The sequence below is a fragment of the Calothrix anomala FACHB-343 genome (assembly GCF_014696435.1).
Classification (GTDB): Bacteria; Cyanobacteriota; Cyanobacteriia; order Cyanobacteriales; family Nostocaceae; genus Aulosira; species Aulosira anomala_A.
On sequence record NZ_JACJQG010000009.1, the window covers coordinates 74,900 to 91,441 of the forward strand.

Consider the following 16,542-nt stretch of genomic DNA (forward strand, 5'->3'; position numbering starts at 1 on the left):
GCGCAGAGAACACAGAGATTAAGAGACTTCCAAGTAAAAAAATATTCCATTGCTATTGTTCACTGTTGACGGTTCACGGTTAACAGTCAACAGTCAACAGTCAACAACTTGAACGGAATAATTTATTTTTTGGAGTTCCCTAAGAGTTAATAAAGTGCAATCTGTTGCAACTTCTGACTACAACCGACAATAAACGCTAAAATCGATTCAGCCTTTGTATGTTAGCGGTTGTGTCTCACAACACTCTGAGTGCGGTTCACTGCATAAATCCCGATTGTCAACGTCCCTATCCTCAACCTTGGGGAAACAAATTTTGTAACAACTGTGGCGCACCGTTACAGTTGTTAGATCGTTATGTACCAATTCAACCTTTAGGTGCGGGAGGATTTGCCCAAATTTACACAGTTTGGGATGAAAAAACTCAAACAGAAAAGGTACTAAAGGTTTTGGTGGAAAGTTCCGCCAAGGCGCTGGACTTATTTAAACAAGAAGCTGATGTTTTAAGTAGTTTACGCCATCCAGGTGTGCCAAAAGTAGAGGCGGATGGGTATTTTTTACTCAATTTAGCAAACCCCCAACCGCGCCAAATGCATTGTTTGGTGATGGAAAAAATTAATGGTCAGACTTTAGAGGAGGTACTGAAAAATTATCCTCAAGGCTGTCCAGAAAATCTAGTAGTAACCTGGTTAACCCAAGCGGTGCAAATTTTACAGGAATTGCACAAACGCCAGATTATCCACCGGGATATTAAACCTTCTAATTTAATGCTGCGCAATCGGCTGGGAAATACAGCAATAACTGGGCAAAATCAGCTAGTATTGATTGATTTTGGTGGTGCAAAACAATTTAGTCCGGCGAAAGTGCGATCGCAATCCAGTTCTACAAGGTTATTTTCTTCTGGTTACAGTCCACCAGAACAAGTCATTGGCGGTAATGTCGGGCCTAGCGCAGACTTTTACGCTCTAGGGCGGACAATGATTGAATTACTCACAGGTAAATATCCGCCAGAATTGGAAGATCCGCAAACTGGGTTATTGCAATGGCGCAATCGGGTTAATATTAACCCCAGATTGGCAGATTTATTAGATGACATGATCCAAGAAGATGTGCGATCGCGTCCTTTAAATGCCAAAATCATCCAAAGACGGTTAACCAGAATCGCTCAAGTCTCCTCGCCTCAACAATTATCAGTTTTTATTAAAAATCATCTACAGCAAGCATCAATCCGATGGAAAATTTTGATGCAAGCCATCGAGCAAGCTGTAAAGGAATTTACTAAAGCAGTAAGTAAAACTACGATATTAATTTTCAAAAGTATCGGCAAATTCCTCCTCGCCTGTTTAATTACAATTTGGGCGATGATCCTTACAGGGAGTGGTGCGGTACTGGGTACAATCGCCGGATTCTTTTTAGCATATCGCACAATTTTAGGCGATCGCCTGGCGCAACAGATTATAAATCAGCTACCAGGGTTGTTTAAACCAGATCAAACAATTGCGATCGCCGAAATTTTAGTATTTGCGATCGCTGGCTTAGGAACCGCTTGGGGACTCACCGTAGCAGGCGGATTTGCCCAGCGAAGGCGATTTTTGGTTGTGTCACTCATGGGTATAATTAGTTACAGCCTAGCTTGGTTAATTTTGCAACTAACCATACCCACCAACAGCAATGAAGGATTAGTCATTTCCATAGTGTTTGCAGTATTCCTGCTGACATTGAGCTTAGGACTACGCAGCCATCGCATAGTGTACGCAGTCATTGCTTCTTTAGGTACTGCAATGTTATTTGCAGGAGCCATTCGCTTAGGCATTCTGCCAACTATCTTCCAATTTTCCAGCCCACCCCGATGGTATCAAGTCTTAATACCTAGTACATTTTTTGCCATAGAAGGCATCTTGATGAGCTTCTGGTTAGGAGTGAGCTATTACCTCATAGTTCCCGGCTTGCGCTTCTTAGGCTGGCGTTAGGTATTGGGCATTGGGCATTGGGCATTGGGCATTGGGCATTGGGCATTGGGCATTGGGCATTGAGCAAAAGTCAAATAGAATTCTTAATTTTGAATTTTGAATTTTGAATTTTGAATTTTGAATTGTTTGTCTCCCTTGTCCTCAAACAAAGCCCCAAAATTTAAAATCCCCCTAGCTGCTTCTGAGCTTGAGCTAGGGGGATCGCATATGTGATAGTCTATAAAAGGTTCAGTATAGTTCGTTACGACACGATTCTAATCCCTAAATTTAGTTTTGGGTAGTAGATTCACCCGAATTTATAAGAATTTTATAACTTCTTCATTGTCGCTTCATTACCCGTAATTTGCCGAAAAATTCGGATATCTTGTGTATGAGAATAGGTATAGTTGTTATGCCTTCCCCAACAACCTTAAATTGGCTGTAATCCAGACTATCCGCCTTTACTGTGGTATGAGCCACAAGTTAGCCTCTCGCTATCTCGCGATAAGTTAGGAGAATTTAGGTATTACAGGTATGCAACTGCACTGGCTATTACATATCATCTTTGTAAATATCCTTAAAAAATATGAAACTCCACATTACTGCTACCCTCACCCTGTTAGCTTGTTTTGGGGTAGGGGGACAGGCCTTTGCCTTCAATCCCCAAGACTTAGAGCAATTAAAAGCAACTAAAAGTTGTCCTAGATGCGATTTAAGTGGTGCCGATCTCACTCAAGTTCCCTTAACGGGGGCTAACTTACGTGGCGCTAACTTGAGAGCAGCCAATTTATCCCAAGTCAACCTGACAAATGGCGATCTCACAGGGGCGAACCTAGAAACTGCTATTCTTAGTTCTGCCAATCTCACAGGTGTCTCTTTCACAGGTGCAAATTTAAAGTCAGCATCCTTAGAAAAAGCTAATCTTTCCTACGCTGGGTTTATTAGCGCCAACTTAGAAGCTGCTAACCTCAAGGATGCAACATTGCTATTTACTAATTTCCGGGGAGCCAATTTCCGACTGACTACCCTAGCTAATGGTGTCGTCACTTCCGATAAACCCTACGGTTGGTCATTACAAGAAGGTACAGAAGCAGATGTAAATCCGAGGAAATAGCGCTTTAACCTCTACACTTTTGGTCAGATTCCTCAACAAAGCCCGCGTAAGCGGGCTTTGTTGTTTTTAGTAGTAGACTTCCAGAAATTCAGAAAATAATATTTTCTTTCCTCCCCCCTGCTCCCTGCCACCTTGCCCCTAGTTAACGATCCATTAACAGTTCGCGGAAGTCCCCACCCCGAAAGTGCAGGGTGGGGATAGGGAGCGGGCGGCTGCGCGGGTTCTTCCTTGAGGAGATAAAGGTAGCAATACCAGAGACGCTGTGTAAGACCAAATTGTACTTGTACAAGGAGGCAACGGCGAATGAGACGCGAAACGTTGATGGTTGTTTTTATGAGCGATACGCTTCAGCGAAGCAAGCCGGAGTACTTCACCACTTCTTTATCATGGAGAAAAAGCTGTCAACTGCGATCAATTCATGCTGAACCAAATAAAAGACTTGGCTACAAAGCTAGCACCTCGCCTGATTGAAATTCGTCGCCACATCCACTCACACCCAGAACTTAGCGGTCAGGAATACCAAACAGCAGCCTTTGTTGCTGGCGTGCTATCTTCTAGCGGTCTGTATGTACAAGAAGGCATTGGTAAAACAGGCGTAATTGGCGAATTACGAGTTAATAGCAGTGATGAAAGATTATTAGCTATTCGCACTGATATGGACGCTTTGCCAATTCAAGAACGCACTGGTTTAGAATACGCATCTCGCACCGAAGGTGTAATGCACGCTTGCGGTCATGATGTCCACACCACAGTTGGGTTAGGCACGGCAATGGTACTATCCCAAATGGCAGAAGAACTAGGTGGTAAAATCCGGTTTTTATTTCAGCCAGCAGAGGAAATTGCCCAAGGGGCTAGTTGGATGGTAGAAGATGGAGCGATGAAAAATGTCTCAGCGATATTGGGGGTACATGTTTTTCCTTCCATCCCTGCAGGTTCTATTGGTGTGCGTTATGGTGCATTGACAGCTGCGGCTGATGATTTAGAAATTTTGATTATTGGCGAATCTGGACATGGTGCGCGTCCCCATGAAGCAGTTGATGCGATTTGGATTGCTTCCCAGGTAATTACAGCTTTACAGCAAGCTATTAGCCGGACACAAAATCCTTTACGTCCTGTGGTCTTAACTATAGGACAAATTAACGGTGGTAGAGCGCCGAATGTAATTGCTGATAAAGTGAGGTTATTGGGAACAGTGCGATCGCTCCATCCCGAAACCCGCGCTCAACTTCCCAACTGGATTGAGAACATTGTCGCTAGTGTTTGCCATTCCTATAGGGCTACTTATCAAGTCAATTATCACCAGGGTGTACCCAGCGTGCAAAATGATTACGCCCTGACACAATTGTTACAATCAGCCGGAGAAGAAGCTTGGAGTAGCGATCGCGTTCAAGTCTTACCCGAACCCTCTCTCGGTGCAGAAGATTTTTCCGTTTATCTAGAACACGCCCCCGGCTCTATGTTTCGCTTGGGTGTAGGCTACAAAGAGAAAATTCTCAATCACCCATTACACCACCCCGAATTTGAAGTTGATGAAACTGCCATTATCACTGGTGTTGTCACAATGGCCTATGCCGCCTACAAATACTGGCAAAATTCTCAAGCCTAATTCAATTGCTGATTCCTGTTTTGCTTCAACTTGATTATCTCAGTTGAAGCAACTCTTGATTTGTGTAACGACAAATTAAGAATAGGGTGTAAATATTATTCAGGTTCATCCTGAGATTTCTCTGATTCTGCAATCAATTCATCCAAACTATCTGGAAATGTCCCTCGCGCAACCATCTTGGTAAACACTTCATAACAATCATCCTTCGCTCCCTCTTTGCGCGGAAATCCTAACCACAAAATTACAATCGCCTTTAATTTTGTAGCGTCGAATGCTCGAAAAAATAGGCGATATCTTTCTGGTAAACCCATCTTCTTTACCCGTCCGTAGCGTTTTAATGCTCCCGTCAAAGCAAAGTGACTGGCAAGGGGATCGGCAGGTATTTTAGTTTCAATGGCAACAGTAATTGCAGCAAATAACTTTACCGTTGCATGGGTTTTAAACTCAGCTTCTGGTAAGTTTTTCCTTAGTTCTGAAACCCGATCAAATAATTCTTGATACTGAGTACCAAATAATTGTGGATGAAAATAAATCTCCCAATTATTACTGACAAACTTAGGCATCTTCTAGCAGCTAATCTTCTATTTCCACACTCTCAATTAATTTATGTGCCGCCTCAGACATCTCAGTTGTGTAAGGTTGCAAGCTGTTATTTTTCAATGCTTCTATCATGGCAAAATCAAGAAACAGCCGCATCATTAGGGAATCGTCTTCATCCTCGTCATCAATTGATTCGGGAATAATTTTGACGATCGCAGTATTGGGGGACAATACTTCTATCCAACCTGAAGCATTAGCAAATTGGGGATATTCGCGGTAAAAATCCGCAGGTAAGCGAAATCCGGCGCTGTTACCAATTTTGGTACTGCGAATTTTGTATGGGTTGCTCATTATGTATATACGTAATGTACTTACATAATAGCAATTTTAGGACTTACGCAGTGTCAGATATTTTTCATGCTTTTTGTCAATGGTCAATAGTCCATAGTCCAAAAACTTGAATTTTGACCATTGACTTTTGACTTTTGACCACCCTTGTGAGGGTTTTTGTGTTCGGTGCGTAAATCCTAAATTTGTAGGCGTTTTGAAAAAAAATTGACACAGGCAGCGCAATAAAAACTCCCAACACCTAAATGCTGGGAGTGTACAACTCTAACTAACCTTTACTAACCTCTAGAGAAAAGCTGAATTCGTTCTACACGTTGGCTTCGCTGACAACGCCAAGTCTTTCTTGAATTTTCTTCTTCGCAGCTTTGAACTCAGTAGCCCATTGTTCGGTTTGGTCGCTGCTTAGGTTGTTGCGAATAGCTGCAAACATTGTGCTTTCTTCTTGACGGATATGGTCGCCAACTGCATCCATCAACTGCTTAACTTTATCCTTGAATTGCTGTGAAGAGGGGCTAATGGCTTTAATTTCTTCCAACACCCGCTTCATTTCAGCTTGCTCATCATACAGTTCTTGGGTGTCATCCTGACCGTAGAAAGCACGTACTCTAGGATAAACAACTTCTTCTTCAGCTTCAGCGTGAGCTGTTAAATCCTTGTAAATTTGACCAAAGTACTCTTGGATTTTTTGGGGATCGTTGCTTTGCAGCAGTTCGGTAAACAGAGTATTTACCTTGTTGTGATCCAAACGAATGACATCTTGGATATTTAGATCCTTCTTGTCACTACCTTGGGTAACTGCACTACCAACAGCACCGCTAACTGCGGCCATAGCATCTTGAACTCTCGCCCAAATACCTTGATCTGCTTCTTGTCCAGTGAGTTCGCGAACACCCAAGATTTCCAGAACACCTTTGAGTTGCTCTTGGTGAGCGCGGTTTTCAAAGTTAATAGCGTTTAAAGGCCCGATCGCCAACATGACATCAGCACCAACTTTTTGCGCAGCTTTGTGCACAATCAAGCCACTCATAACTATTTGATGCTTCAGCAATTCATGCTGAGATACCTTCTCATACAAGCTGAGTTCAGAACCTTGGAATAATTTTCTAGCACTGTCAATAAATTGTTGAACTGTTTGTTTGGGTTCAGCTTGAATACCATACTGACCGATGACAGTTTCTAAAATACCCAGGTTTTTTTGATCGTCTTGGATAAAATCCCGGATGCGGTCAGAAATTTCGCCATCTAAACCTTGCTGCAAAAGTTGCTGCTCATTTTCTAAAACCAACTGTTGCAGTGCTTTCATATTTGCCAATTTAACGGCAATTGCATTACGTTTAGTATCATCTAAATTAACTACCATTATTCAGTTCTCCTCAGGAAAAGAATTCTTAGTTGTCACTAATACCAAGTTTGCATACTGCTGAGAATCCTTCCCTCTTTCTTTTGAGTGATTACTTGAGTAACTTCAGGTAGAAAATAAAAAAAGTGACTCTGAAATTTATACTTCTACTTTTAGATAGATAGAAACTTACTCTTGAGTCTTTCGCTAGATAGATAAATTTTTATTGCAGATTTTTTAGATTTGCTCAAAGATAGTCAAATAATTTTGGATTTTAGAGTCAATGATTTGATATTGACTACATTTACCTAAGCTAGGAGCGCCATTTATGTTTCCAAGCAGTAGCATTTAGGCAATCAAAAAACAAATCCATAATTGTAAATTGGCAACATCAAATAGGAGATTAATTGATAATGCCCGAAAGTCCTGGACTAGGAGAGCAAGCCCTAAATAAAGCAGCAGAAGTAGGTTTATCTAGCCAATTAGATGAAGTAGAAAATTTAGATGTCAATATCAAAACCGATCCGCTCAAATTGGTTCAGGGACAGGTAGATTCAGTCTCCATTGAGGGAGAAGGGATGGTGATGCAAAAAGACCTCCGCGTTGAGGAGATGAATATGCAAATCCAAAGCGTCGCCATTAATCCTTTGAGTGTTGCATTTGGCAAAATTGAATTGACAAAACCGACTGTAGGAAGTGCGCGAGTTGTGTTAAATGAAGCCGATATTAACCGCGCCTTTAATTCTGATTATGTTCGTTCTCAACTGCAAAATCAGCAGATCCAAGTCAATGGCAAAGCAACAACAATTAACCCCCAAAATGTAGAATTTCGCCTACCTGGTGAGGGAAAAGTTGCCATCAATGCCAATATTTGCTTAGGAGAAACTGGGGAAATTCACCAAGTGGCTTTTGAAGCAGTACCTCGCGTGAGTACAAATGGGAAAACTGTTTCTTTAGAAAATGTGGAATATGGACAAGGTGAGGAAATATCGCCAGAACTCACAAAAGCTTTGGTTAATCAAACCAGCGAACTTTTGAATTTAAGCAACTTTGACTTAGAAGGAATGACCTTACAAGTTAACAGTTTACAAGTAGAAACAGGCAAATTAATTCTTCAAGCTCAAGCTTATGTTGAGCAAATCCCTTCCACTGAAAAGTAAGGTAATAAAATAATGGAAACTACAGAAACAACTTCCACTCCATTTCCAAATATTCCCCCAATTATTGAAAGTGACGATCGCGAATTTAATGATACAGGTGTACCAAGTACAGTAGCGATCGCCGGTCATCCCCTCCACCCCTTAACTGTAATTTTCCCCATCGCCTTTTTAGCTGCTGCGTTGGGAAGCGACTTTGGCTATTGGTTAACCAAAGATTTCTTCTGGGCTAGGGCTTCCATGTGGTTAATTGGCTTAGGATTAGCCGGAGGTGCGATCGCAGCTTTAACCGGACTCAGCGACTTTACAAAAATTGAACGAGTCCGCAAGCGTCAAGCAGGCTGGGCGCATTTGATTCTTAACGTTTCTATTCTCGTCCTAACACTCGTCAACTTCCTCATCCGTCTAGGTAATGTTGATTCACGTATCCTACCTTGGGGACTTCTCATCTCATTAATTGTCGGCACCTTAACTAGCATTTCTGGCTGGTTTGGTGCCGAACTTTCCTATCGTCATAAAATCGGTGTAGTAGGTGCTGGTAGTAAAAGATATCCGTAAATATCTAAAAGAATGTAATTAAATACACTGAATCAGGTGGCATTAACCACCTTCACCTTGTTTAGTGCAACTCAAAGAACTGAAAAATCAACCTAAATAAATAGCGATCGCTATTTATTATTCATTCCTGCTCATCATAGTTGCGATGAGCTTTTTCTTTATATATAAAAATTACGCAACTATCCCTCAAATCCGGTTTTTGCTGATAGGTTCGCCAATCTCACCAACAAACAGAACTTTCCCATAGAAAATATAGCCATCCTCCTTCTCCCCCTTCCCTTGTCTCTCTTGTCCATATTGATTAACTATTGGGTTATGCTTGAGCTTAGTTATGCCTAAATTAAATCCCAATAATTAAAAATGCAGAAAAAAGTTAAAGTGAAACCTAATTCTAAACAGCAAAAAATTGCAGAGCAAACCGATGGTAGTCTAAATGTACATTTAAAATCCCCACCAGTAGATGGTAAAGCTAATGAAGAGTTAATTAAACTACTAGCAGAAAAATTTAATGTCCCTAAATCTCACATCAAAATTAAACTGGGCGCATCTTCTCGCCAAAAATTGGTAGAAATCGACACCGATATTTAGTATTAACTCAGTATGTATAAATAAACCAAACTACATTACGACACGTAACTAGACTTACAACCCTTACCAATGACAAATGACAAATGACAAATGACAAATGACTAATGACTAATGACAAATGACTAATGACAAATGACTAATGACAAATGACTAATGACAGCCCTTGCCAGTATTTTCGTTACGCCGACCTACTTAACTTAGTATTTAGAAGTTAGTTAACAGCTATCAGGGTAAAGCTGATAACTATTAACTAATAACTTTTGATAATCATCATGCGATCATTCTTGGTTAATACTTATATATCCTGATTGAGATTTGACCCGTTCTATCCAAGCTTGAATCGCTGAAAATTGTGTCAAATCAAATCCACCTTCATTCGCAACATGCGTATAAGCAAACAATGCAATATCAGCAATAGTGTAGCGTTCGCCAACAAAAAACTGATTAGCGCTTAAATGTTTTTCCATCAGTTTTAATGCAGCATAACCCGGTTCGCGCCTTTGTTTGATAGCTTCTTGATATTCTTCGGCTTTACCCAAAATAGAGATTAAATATCTCGATGTCGCAATAAAAGGCTCGTGACTAGATTGCTCAAAAAATAACCATTGCATCACTTGAGCGCGGAGAAATCTGTCATAAGGTAGAAATTCTGTGCCTTCACTTAAATACACCAAGATGGCATTTGATTCTGATAAGTATTTTCCTGGCTCAATCTCCAAAAGGGGAATTTTACCGTGAGGATTTTTACTCAAAAATTCGGGTGTTCGAGTCTCGCCTTTGGTGATATTAACTTCTATTCTCTCAAATGGCATTCCAATTTGTGTCAATAGAAGACGTATCTTGTAGCCATTACCTGAAGGTAAAAAATCGTACAGCCGTAATATTTCCATGCCAAAAATATAATAGGGAATATGTGCAGAATGTGGGGTTCAAAATACAATATCTTACCAAATGATTTTCAAAAAACCGGATATTTTCTGATTTATATTCAGTATCTGACTGTGAAGTAGAATTATCTGAAGAAATAAAAAAAATATTAATTATTTATCATTATTTTAGATGTGTGATTTTAATCTGTGGTCACAAATAAAAATATGTGTGGAAGATTCACCTTAAACCAGACAGCAGCCACCCTAGCTCAAGCTTTTGAACTAGAAGCAGTACCCGACTTGACGGCGCAATATAACGTTGCACCTACGCAAATGGTGGCGACAGTAGTACAAAAATCTGAGAGTGACAAGCGACAATTTCAGCAGTTACGTTGGGGGTTAATCCCCTCATGGGCGAAAGACCCAGGAATAGGAGCAAAATTGATTAATGCTAGAGCTGAAACTGTGGCAGAAAAACCTTCTTTTCGTTCAGCTTTTAAGCACAGACGCTGCTTAGTTTTGGCTGATGGCTTTTATGAATGGCATCAAAAACAGGGTAAAAAGCAACCTTTTTATTTTCGCTTGCAAAATGGTCAACCATTTGCTTTTGCTGGTTTGTGGGAGAAATGGCAATCTCCTGAAGGTGAGGAAATAAACTCTTGTACAATTTTGACTACAGCCGCTAACGAAGTGCTACAACCAATCCATGACCGAATGCCAGTAATTTTGGCACAGGAAGATTACAATCTGTGGTTAGATCCCCAACAGCAAAAGCCGGAAGTCTTACAGCCGCTATTGCGTTCCTATCCAGCCGCAGCTATGAGCAGCTATGCAGTTAGCACTTTGGTCAATAAACCCCAGCATAATACCCCAGAGTGCATTCTGCCAATCAGTGAGAACAATCCCTGACAAATCGGTAAAATTAGGTGTTAAGTATAGCGATATAGCGATCGCTAATTTACCAAATTAATACAATTTGCGGCTCTCCCCTTTCATCCGTTTGACTAAAGAGGGACAATAAGGAAGTTCCGCCTATGCCCACAAAATAACCACGGCTAAACAAACTCCCCTTTGAACATCTTTTAAGCCAATAGCTGCAACCCCACAGAAGCAAATATGCCAAGAACCCAGAAAAACGATAATTTTATTGACAAATCCTTTACAGTCATGGCAGATATCATTCTCAAGATACTGCCAACCAACAAAAAAGCAAAAGAAGCGTTTGTTTATTACCGAGATGGCATGTCAGCCCAGGCAGAAGGCGAATATGCTGAAGCCTTAGAATATTACGAAGAAGCCCTGACATTAGAGGAAGATCCTAACGATCGCGGTTATATCCTCTACAATATGGGACTAATCTATGCCAGTAATGGGGATCATGACAAAGCTTTAGAACTTTACCACCAAGCAATAGAATTAAACCCCCGTTTACCCCAAGCTTTAAACAACATCGCCGTGATTTATCACTACAAAGGCGAAAAACTCAAAGAAACTGGGGATCATGACGGTGGTGAAGCTATGTTTGACCAAGCCGCCGATTACTGGATTAGAGCAATTCGCATGGCTCCCAACAACTATATTGAAGCCCAGAACTGGTTAAAAACCACTGGTAGAATGCAAATTGACGTATTCTTTTAGTCAATAGTCCAAAGTCAATAGTCAATAGTCCAAAGTCAACTAACTATTGACCATTGACCATTGACTAATGACAATTGACCAATGACCAATGACTCTGATTAACAATGATTGACCGCGAACTAGTCCGTAAAGTAGCCCTGCTTGCTCGTTTAGAATTACAGCCAGAAGAAGAAGAAAAATTTACTACTCAACTAGGTAGTATTCTGGATTACATCGAACAATTAAATGAACTGGATGTAAGTGATGTTCAGCCTACAACCAGGGCAATAGATGTCAGCAATGTCACCCGCGAAGATGAATTAAAACCCTATCCTGACCGCGAAGCCATCCTCCAAGGTGCGCCGGAACAGGAAGGAGACTTTTTCAAAGTACCAAAAATTCTCAATGCGGAATAGTCAATAGTCAAATAACAAATGACAATTGTACAGACGCGATTCATCGCGTCTCTAACCAAGGAGATAATTATGGGTTTGGGAATCCTCAAAGATGGAAAGTGGATATCGGAACGGGATCAAGAAGATTCTCAAGGTAGATTTATTCGTCCCTCAACCACTTTCCGCCATAAGATTACAGCTGATGGCTCTAGTGGATTTAAAGCTGAAAGAGGACGCTATCATCTGTATATTTCCTGGGCTTGTCCTTGGGCTTGTCGGACTGCAATTATGCGTCAGTTAAAAGGACTGACAGATGTAATTGGTTTATCTGTAGTTGGGGCGGTAATCGATGAAAATAGTTGGGAATTTAGCGATGAACCGGGCGCAATTCCCGATACAGTAAATGGTACTCAATATCTTTGGCAAATTTATCTCAAGGCTGAACCTAACTATAGCGGACGGGTAACAGTCCCCGTTTTATGGGATATTCAACAACAGACAATTGTTAATAATGAATCTCGCGAAATCATTCGCATGTTGGATACAGAATTCAATGCTTTCGCGAAAACAGATGTAAATTTCTATCCCACCGAATTACAAAAAGTAATTGACGAGACGATTGACGCAATTTACAAACCTATTAATAACGGTGTGTATCGCGCAGGATTTGCTACTAGTCAATCAGCTTATGATGAAGCTGTCACAGAATTATTTGTTGCGCTGGATAGTTGGGAACAAGTTTTAGATCGACAACGCTATCTCTGCGGTAGTCAAATTACCGAAGCAGATTGGTGTATGTTTACTACCTTGTTTCGCTTCGATCCCGTTTATTACGTGCATTTCAAATGCAACATCCGGCGAATTGTTGAGTATCCTAATCTGTGGAATTATCTCAAAGAACTTTACCAAGTACCGGGAGTTAAAGAAACTTGTAATTTAGACCATATCAAACGGCATTATTATCGCAGTCATCCCAAGGTAAACCCCACCAGGATTGTACCAAAAGGGCCGTTGATTGATTTTGATGCGCCCCATAATCGCGATCGCCTACCTGTATAGTCGGCAATCCCTATCTCACAAACTCAGCAATCAACACTATTTAAGACTTCAACGCAACTTCTAGGGCAGTTACAATAGTACCCTTAAGAAGGATTATGCCCGATTTTTGATTTTATGACTTCTGCTACAACTGTAAAAACCGAGTACGAAGCGATTATTGGTCTAGAAACCCATTGTCAGCTGAGTACAAATACCAAGATTTTTTCTACCAGTTCGACAGCATTCGGTGGTGACCCCAATACTAACATCGATCCAGTATGTATGGGTTTACCTGGAGTATTACCAGTTCTCAACCAAAAAGTACTCGAATATGCCGTAAAAGCAGGTTTGGCACTCAATTGTCAAATCGCTAAATATAGCAAATTTGACCGTAAACAGTATTTTTATCCTGACTTACCCAAAAATTACCAAATATCACAATATGACTTACCAATCGCCGAACATGGTTGGTTAGAAATTGAATTGGTAGATGCTGATGGCAATCCTGTTCGCAAACGCATTGGGATTACCCGATTGCACATGGAAGAAGATGCAGGTAAATTAGTACACGCAGGTAGCGAAAGGCTTTCCGGCTCTAGTTATTCTCTAGTAGATTACAATCGCGCAGGTGTACCATTAGTTGAAATCGTTTCCGAACCAGATCTGCGTTCTGGACAAGAAGCTGCTGCTTATGCCCAAGAATTGCGGCGCATTGTACGCTATCTTGGCGTTAGTGATGGCAACATGCAAGAAGGATCTTTACGTTGCGATGTCAACATCTCTATTCGTCCCGTAGGACAAAAAGAATTTGGCACAAAAGTAGAAATTAAAAACATGAACTCATTCAACGCCATCCAAAAGGCGATTGAATATGAGATTGAACGCCAAATCGCAGCCACAGAAGCAGGCGATCGCATTATTCAAGAAACTCGGCTGTGGGAAGAAGGTTCGCAACGTACAATTAGTATGCGGACAAAAGAAGGTTCTAGCGATTACCGCTATTTCCCCGAACCAGATTTAGCACCCATAGAAGTTTCCCCAGCACAATTAGAAAACTGGCGCAGCGAACTTCCCGAACTCCCCGCCCAAAAACGCCATCGTTACGAAAGTGAATTAGGGCTTTCTGCCTACGATACCGGAGTTTTGACAGAAGATAAGCCTGTTGCTAACTATTTTGAAGCCGCGATCGCAGCTGGCGCAAGTCCCAAAGCTGCTGCTAACTGGATTACCCAAGATATTGCAGCCTACCTCAACAAGCAAAAACTCACCATCAGCGAAATCGGTTTAACTCCCCAAAATTTAGCTGATGTGATTTTGCGGATTGAACAAGGTAAAATCAGTAACGCCCAAGCCAAACAAAAGTTACCAGACTTGCTCAAAGGCGTATCTCCTGAAAAAGCTTTCGCCGGACAAGAACTCATCAGCGATCCTGCTATTTTAGAACCAATCGTCGATGAAGTCATCGCCGCCAATCCCAAAGAACTAGAAAAATATCGCAACGGTAACACCAACCTCAAAGGCTTCTTTGTTGGACAAGTCCTGAAAAAAACCGAAAAACGCGCCGATCCCAAGCTCACAAATGAATTGGTAGAAAAGAAACTCAATTCTTAACCCCAATTCAATCAATGATTTTTCACTCATCCCCTGTTTAACCACCAGGGGATTTTTACCCCTTATCAATAAAAATTGTACAGACGCGATTCATCGCGTCTCTGATTAATGCAAAGATGGGTTATACCCCTCAATCCCAAAGTGCTATACTCTGTTAATTGAATACACCATGATGGTCTGGAAAGCTGTTTAAATGGCTCCTCTTTTTCTAGACTCCAGCAACTTAGACAAAAATATCTCAAAATTTTTAATAGGGGGTCTTGCCCCTCACTGCAAACGTGCTATAATCTGATATATAGATGCACCCTGATGATCTGGAGAGCTGCCCAAGTAGCTCTCTCTTTTTTAAAGCTTCCATAAAACTTCATCATATCTTTGCACAAAAATAGCTGATCGATGGGTATTGACCCTCATGCGTAAAATGCTATGATATGCTACGTAGATGCACCCTGATGACCTGGAGAGCTGCTTAAGTAGCTCTCTTTTTTTATTGGCGATACAACAGCAAAAAAAGATTAATCATTTTTTTATATTTTTTAACTAAGGGGTCTTGCCCCTCATAGCAAATGTGTTATAATCTGATATATAGATGCACCCTGATGATCTGGAGAGCTGCCCAAGTGGCTCTCCTTTTTCAATTTTTATCCACAACTGAATATTTTCTAGTCAAGACTTGAGTAGTTAATTTGTCAGCAGGCTTTGTTATGGATGAACTAAGGGCAGTTTTATTAATCAATGCACAGTAACTAAAATGCCCTAACAATTTTCAGCAGAATCTCTAAACAGCTTTCATCGATTCAATACACTTTTTCATTTCTTGCTGCATAGTATCAACATCAGCATGAAATCTTCGACCATGACCAGGTAGTACCCACTCAAATGAGTAATCAGCTAACTTACTCATGGATTTAATCTGTTCTGACCAAGAATACCAACAGAAATCGCGGAACGCAACTAATTGTTGTAAGTTATTTGACCAAGCGAGATGATCGCCAGTAAAGAGAAACTTATTTTGATAAAGTAAAACAGTGTGCCCTTGGGAATGACCGGGAACTGGGATAATTAATACATCTGCAGTTAAAGCAAATGGTTCCCCACCAGTTAGTTGGATTTCCACATTGCGAGTACTTGCAGTAATATCATCAGTATGAAGAACGCGCTGACAATGAAAATGTTCAGCAAAATTTTGATGATCTGCAATATCATCTCTGTGGGTGAGATACATATAAGCAACTCCCCCCATCTCTTCTAAACGCTTGACTAAAGGCGCTGAAAAACTGGGAGAATCTACTAAAATATTCCCTGCTGGATGTTGAATAAAATAGCTAGCTGCAGCAAAAGATTTTTCTGAGTGATAGCCACAATGGTAAACATTTTCTGCTATTAATATTGGCAGAGTTTCTTGCGCAATTTTAATATCTTCAGGTTTTTCAACTGTACCAATAGAATTAGTAGGACAAGATAAAAGTGCTTGTAGTGCTGCTAATCTTTCAGTAGAATTTGTGGGTTGATGATAAACTGCTGACTGTTCGTCAATACTATGAAATACTTCCGGAGCCATCCAGCGACAGGTATCACAATCTATACAAGTATTATCTACATAAAAATCGCCGTGAACATTTTCTGAGCGACGTAGTTTTAAATTCGCCATATTAAAATCCTTTCCGCCTAGCTAATTGCTGAGAAGAGCAACCTATATCACCACGCTAGCAAAACTCAACGCAGATTATAGAAGTCTTGAGAGATAAATTGATTGCTCAAATAGAGACATATTCTGATACAGCTAGCAGCAAAGGATCGTCTTTTGCTAATGATA

General features: G+C 40.8%; 16 protein-coding genes. 11 read left to right on the top strand and 5 right to left on the bottom strand.

The window, feature by feature from the left end; genetic code table 11:
- Positions 1 to 230 precede the first annotated feature (230 nt).
- From H6G08_RS06775 to H6G08_RS06785, 3 genes are all read left to right on the top strand, one after another.
- Positions 231 to 1,967: a serine/threonine protein kinase gene (locus H6G08_RS06775; protein WP_390625578.1), complete on the top strand. Its 1,737-nt coding sequence runs from the start codon at positions 231 to 233 to the stop codon at positions 1,965 to 1,967.
- 565 nt (positions 1,968 to 2,532) lie between these two features.
- Positions 2,533 to 3,060, top strand: coding sequence for a pentapeptide repeat-containing protein (locus H6G08_RS06780; RefSeq protein ID WP_190539889.1), 528 nt, complete (start codon positions 2,533 to 2,535; stop codon positions 3,058 to 3,060).
- A gap of 418 nt (positions 3,061 to 3,478) precedes the next feature.
- The gene (locus tag H6G08_RS06785; protein ID WP_190539892.1) at positions 3,479 to 4,666 is read left to right on the top strand and encodes a M20 family metallopeptidase; all 1,188 of its coding nucleotides are present in this window, start codon (positions 3,479 to 3,481) and stop codon (positions 4,664 to 4,666) included.
- Positions 4,667 to 4,761: 95 nt separating this feature from the next.
- On the opposite strand, the gene H6G08_RS06790 is transcribed toward H6G08_RS06785, so the two are convergent.
- The 3 genes from H6G08_RS06790 to H6G08_RS06800 all read right to left on the bottom strand — a co-directional run bounded on the left by H6G08_RS06790 (position 4,762) and on the right by H6G08_RS06800 (position 6,914).
- On the bottom strand, positions 4,762 to 5,229 hold the full coding sequence (locus tag H6G08_RS06790) for a type II toxin-antitoxin system YhaV family toxin (RefSeq protein WP_190539894.1): 468 nt from the start codon (positions 5,227 to 5,229) through the stop codon (positions 4,762 to 4,764).
- A gap of 10 nt (positions 5,230 to 5,239) precedes the next feature.
- Positions 5,240 to 5,557, bottom strand: coding sequence for a hypothetical protein (locus H6G08_RS06795; protein WP_190539896.1), 318 nt, complete (start codon positions 5,555 to 5,557; stop codon positions 5,240 to 5,242).
- A 304-nt stretch (positions 5,558 to 5,861) separates the two neighbouring features.
- A complete protein-coding gene (locus tag H6G08_RS06800; RefSeq protein ID WP_190539898.1) occupies positions 5,862 to 6,914 on the bottom strand; it encodes a hemerythrin domain-containing protein in 1,053 nt (350 codons plus the stop codon).
- A gap of 392 nt (positions 6,915 to 7,306) precedes the next feature.
- Here H6G08_RS06800 and H6G08_RS06805 point away from each other — a divergent pair, with 392 nt between their 5' ends.
- The 3 genes from H6G08_RS06805 to H6G08_RS06815 all read left to right on the top strand — a co-directional run bounded on the left by H6G08_RS06805 (position 7,307) and on the right by H6G08_RS06815 (position 9,196).
- Entirely contained in the window at positions 7,307 to 8,053 is a 747-nt protein-coding gene (locus H6G08_RS06805; RefSeq protein WP_190539900.1) for an LmeA family phospholipid-binding protein, read from the top strand.
- Between the two features lie 12 nt (positions 8,054 to 8,065).
- On the top strand, positions 8,066 to 8,608 hold the full coding sequence (locus H6G08_RS06810) for a DUF2231 domain-containing protein (protein WP_190539902.1): 543 nt from the start codon (positions 8,066 to 8,068) through the stop codon (positions 8,606 to 8,608).
- A 360-nt stretch (positions 8,609 to 8,968) separates the two neighbouring features.
- Positions 8,969 to 9,196 carry a DUF167 domain-containing protein gene (locus tag H6G08_RS06815; RefSeq protein WP_096643281.1) on the top strand — a complete coding sequence of 76 codons (228 nt, stop codon included), beginning with the start codon at positions 8,969 to 8,971 and terminating at the stop codon, positions 9,194 to 9,196.
- Positions 9,197 to 9,474: 278 nt separating this feature from the next.
- Here H6G08_RS06815 and H6G08_RS06820 read toward each other — a convergent pair whose 3' ends face one another.
- On the bottom strand, positions 9,475 to 10,086 hold the full coding sequence (locus H6G08_RS06820) for a glutathione S-transferase family protein (protein ID WP_190539904.1): 612 nt from the start codon (positions 10,084 to 10,086) through the stop codon (positions 9,475 to 9,477).
- A gap of 204 nt (positions 10,087 to 10,290) precedes the next feature.
- On the opposite strand from H6G08_RS06820, the gene H6G08_RS06825 reads away from it, so the two are divergent.
- From H6G08_RS06825 to gatB, 5 genes are all read left to right on the top strand, one after another.
- Complete coding sequence (locus tag H6G08_RS06825; protein WP_190540041.1) at positions 10,291 to 10,974, top strand: SOS response-associated peptidase; 684 nt, start codon at positions 10,291 to 10,293, stop codon at positions 10,972 to 10,974.
- 207 nt (positions 10,975 to 11,181) lie between these two features.
- The gene (locus tag H6G08_RS06830; RefSeq protein ID WP_190539906.1) at positions 11,182 to 11,703 is read left to right on the top strand and encodes a photosystem I assembly protein Ycf3; all 522 of its coding nucleotides are present in this window, start codon (positions 11,182 to 11,184) and stop codon (positions 11,701 to 11,703) included.
- Positions 11,704 to 11,807: 104 nt separating this feature from the next.
- A complete protein-coding gene (gatC, locus tag H6G08_RS06835; RefSeq protein WP_190539908.1) occupies positions 11,808 to 12,098 on the top strand; it encodes an Asp-tRNA(Asn)/Glu-tRNA(Gln) amidotransferase subunit GatC in 291 nt (96 codons plus the stop codon).
- A gap of 69 nt (positions 12,099 to 12,167) precedes the next feature.
- Positions 12,168 to 13,136, top strand: coding sequence for a glutathione S-transferase family protein (locus H6G08_RS06840; RefSeq protein WP_190540043.1), 969 nt, complete (start codon positions 12,168 to 12,170; stop codon positions 13,134 to 13,136).
- Between the two features lie 114 nt (positions 13,137 to 13,250).
- Positions 13,251 to 14,726, top strand: coding sequence for an Asp-tRNA(Asn)/Glu-tRNA(Gln) amidotransferase subunit GatB (gene gatB, locus H6G08_RS06845; RefSeq protein WP_190539911.1), 1,476 nt, complete (start codon positions 13,251 to 13,253; stop codon positions 14,724 to 14,726).
- A 778-nt stretch (positions 14,727 to 15,504) separates the two neighbouring features.
- Here the strand turns inward: gatB and H6G08_RS06850 are convergent.
- The gene (locus tag H6G08_RS06850) at positions 15,505 to 16,377 is read right to left on the bottom strand and encodes an MBL fold metallo-hydrolase (protein ID WP_190539913.1); all 873 of its coding nucleotides are present in this window, start codon (positions 16,375 to 16,377) and stop codon (positions 15,505 to 15,507) included.
- Between the last annotated feature and the right edge of the window lie 165 nt (positions 16,378 to 16,542).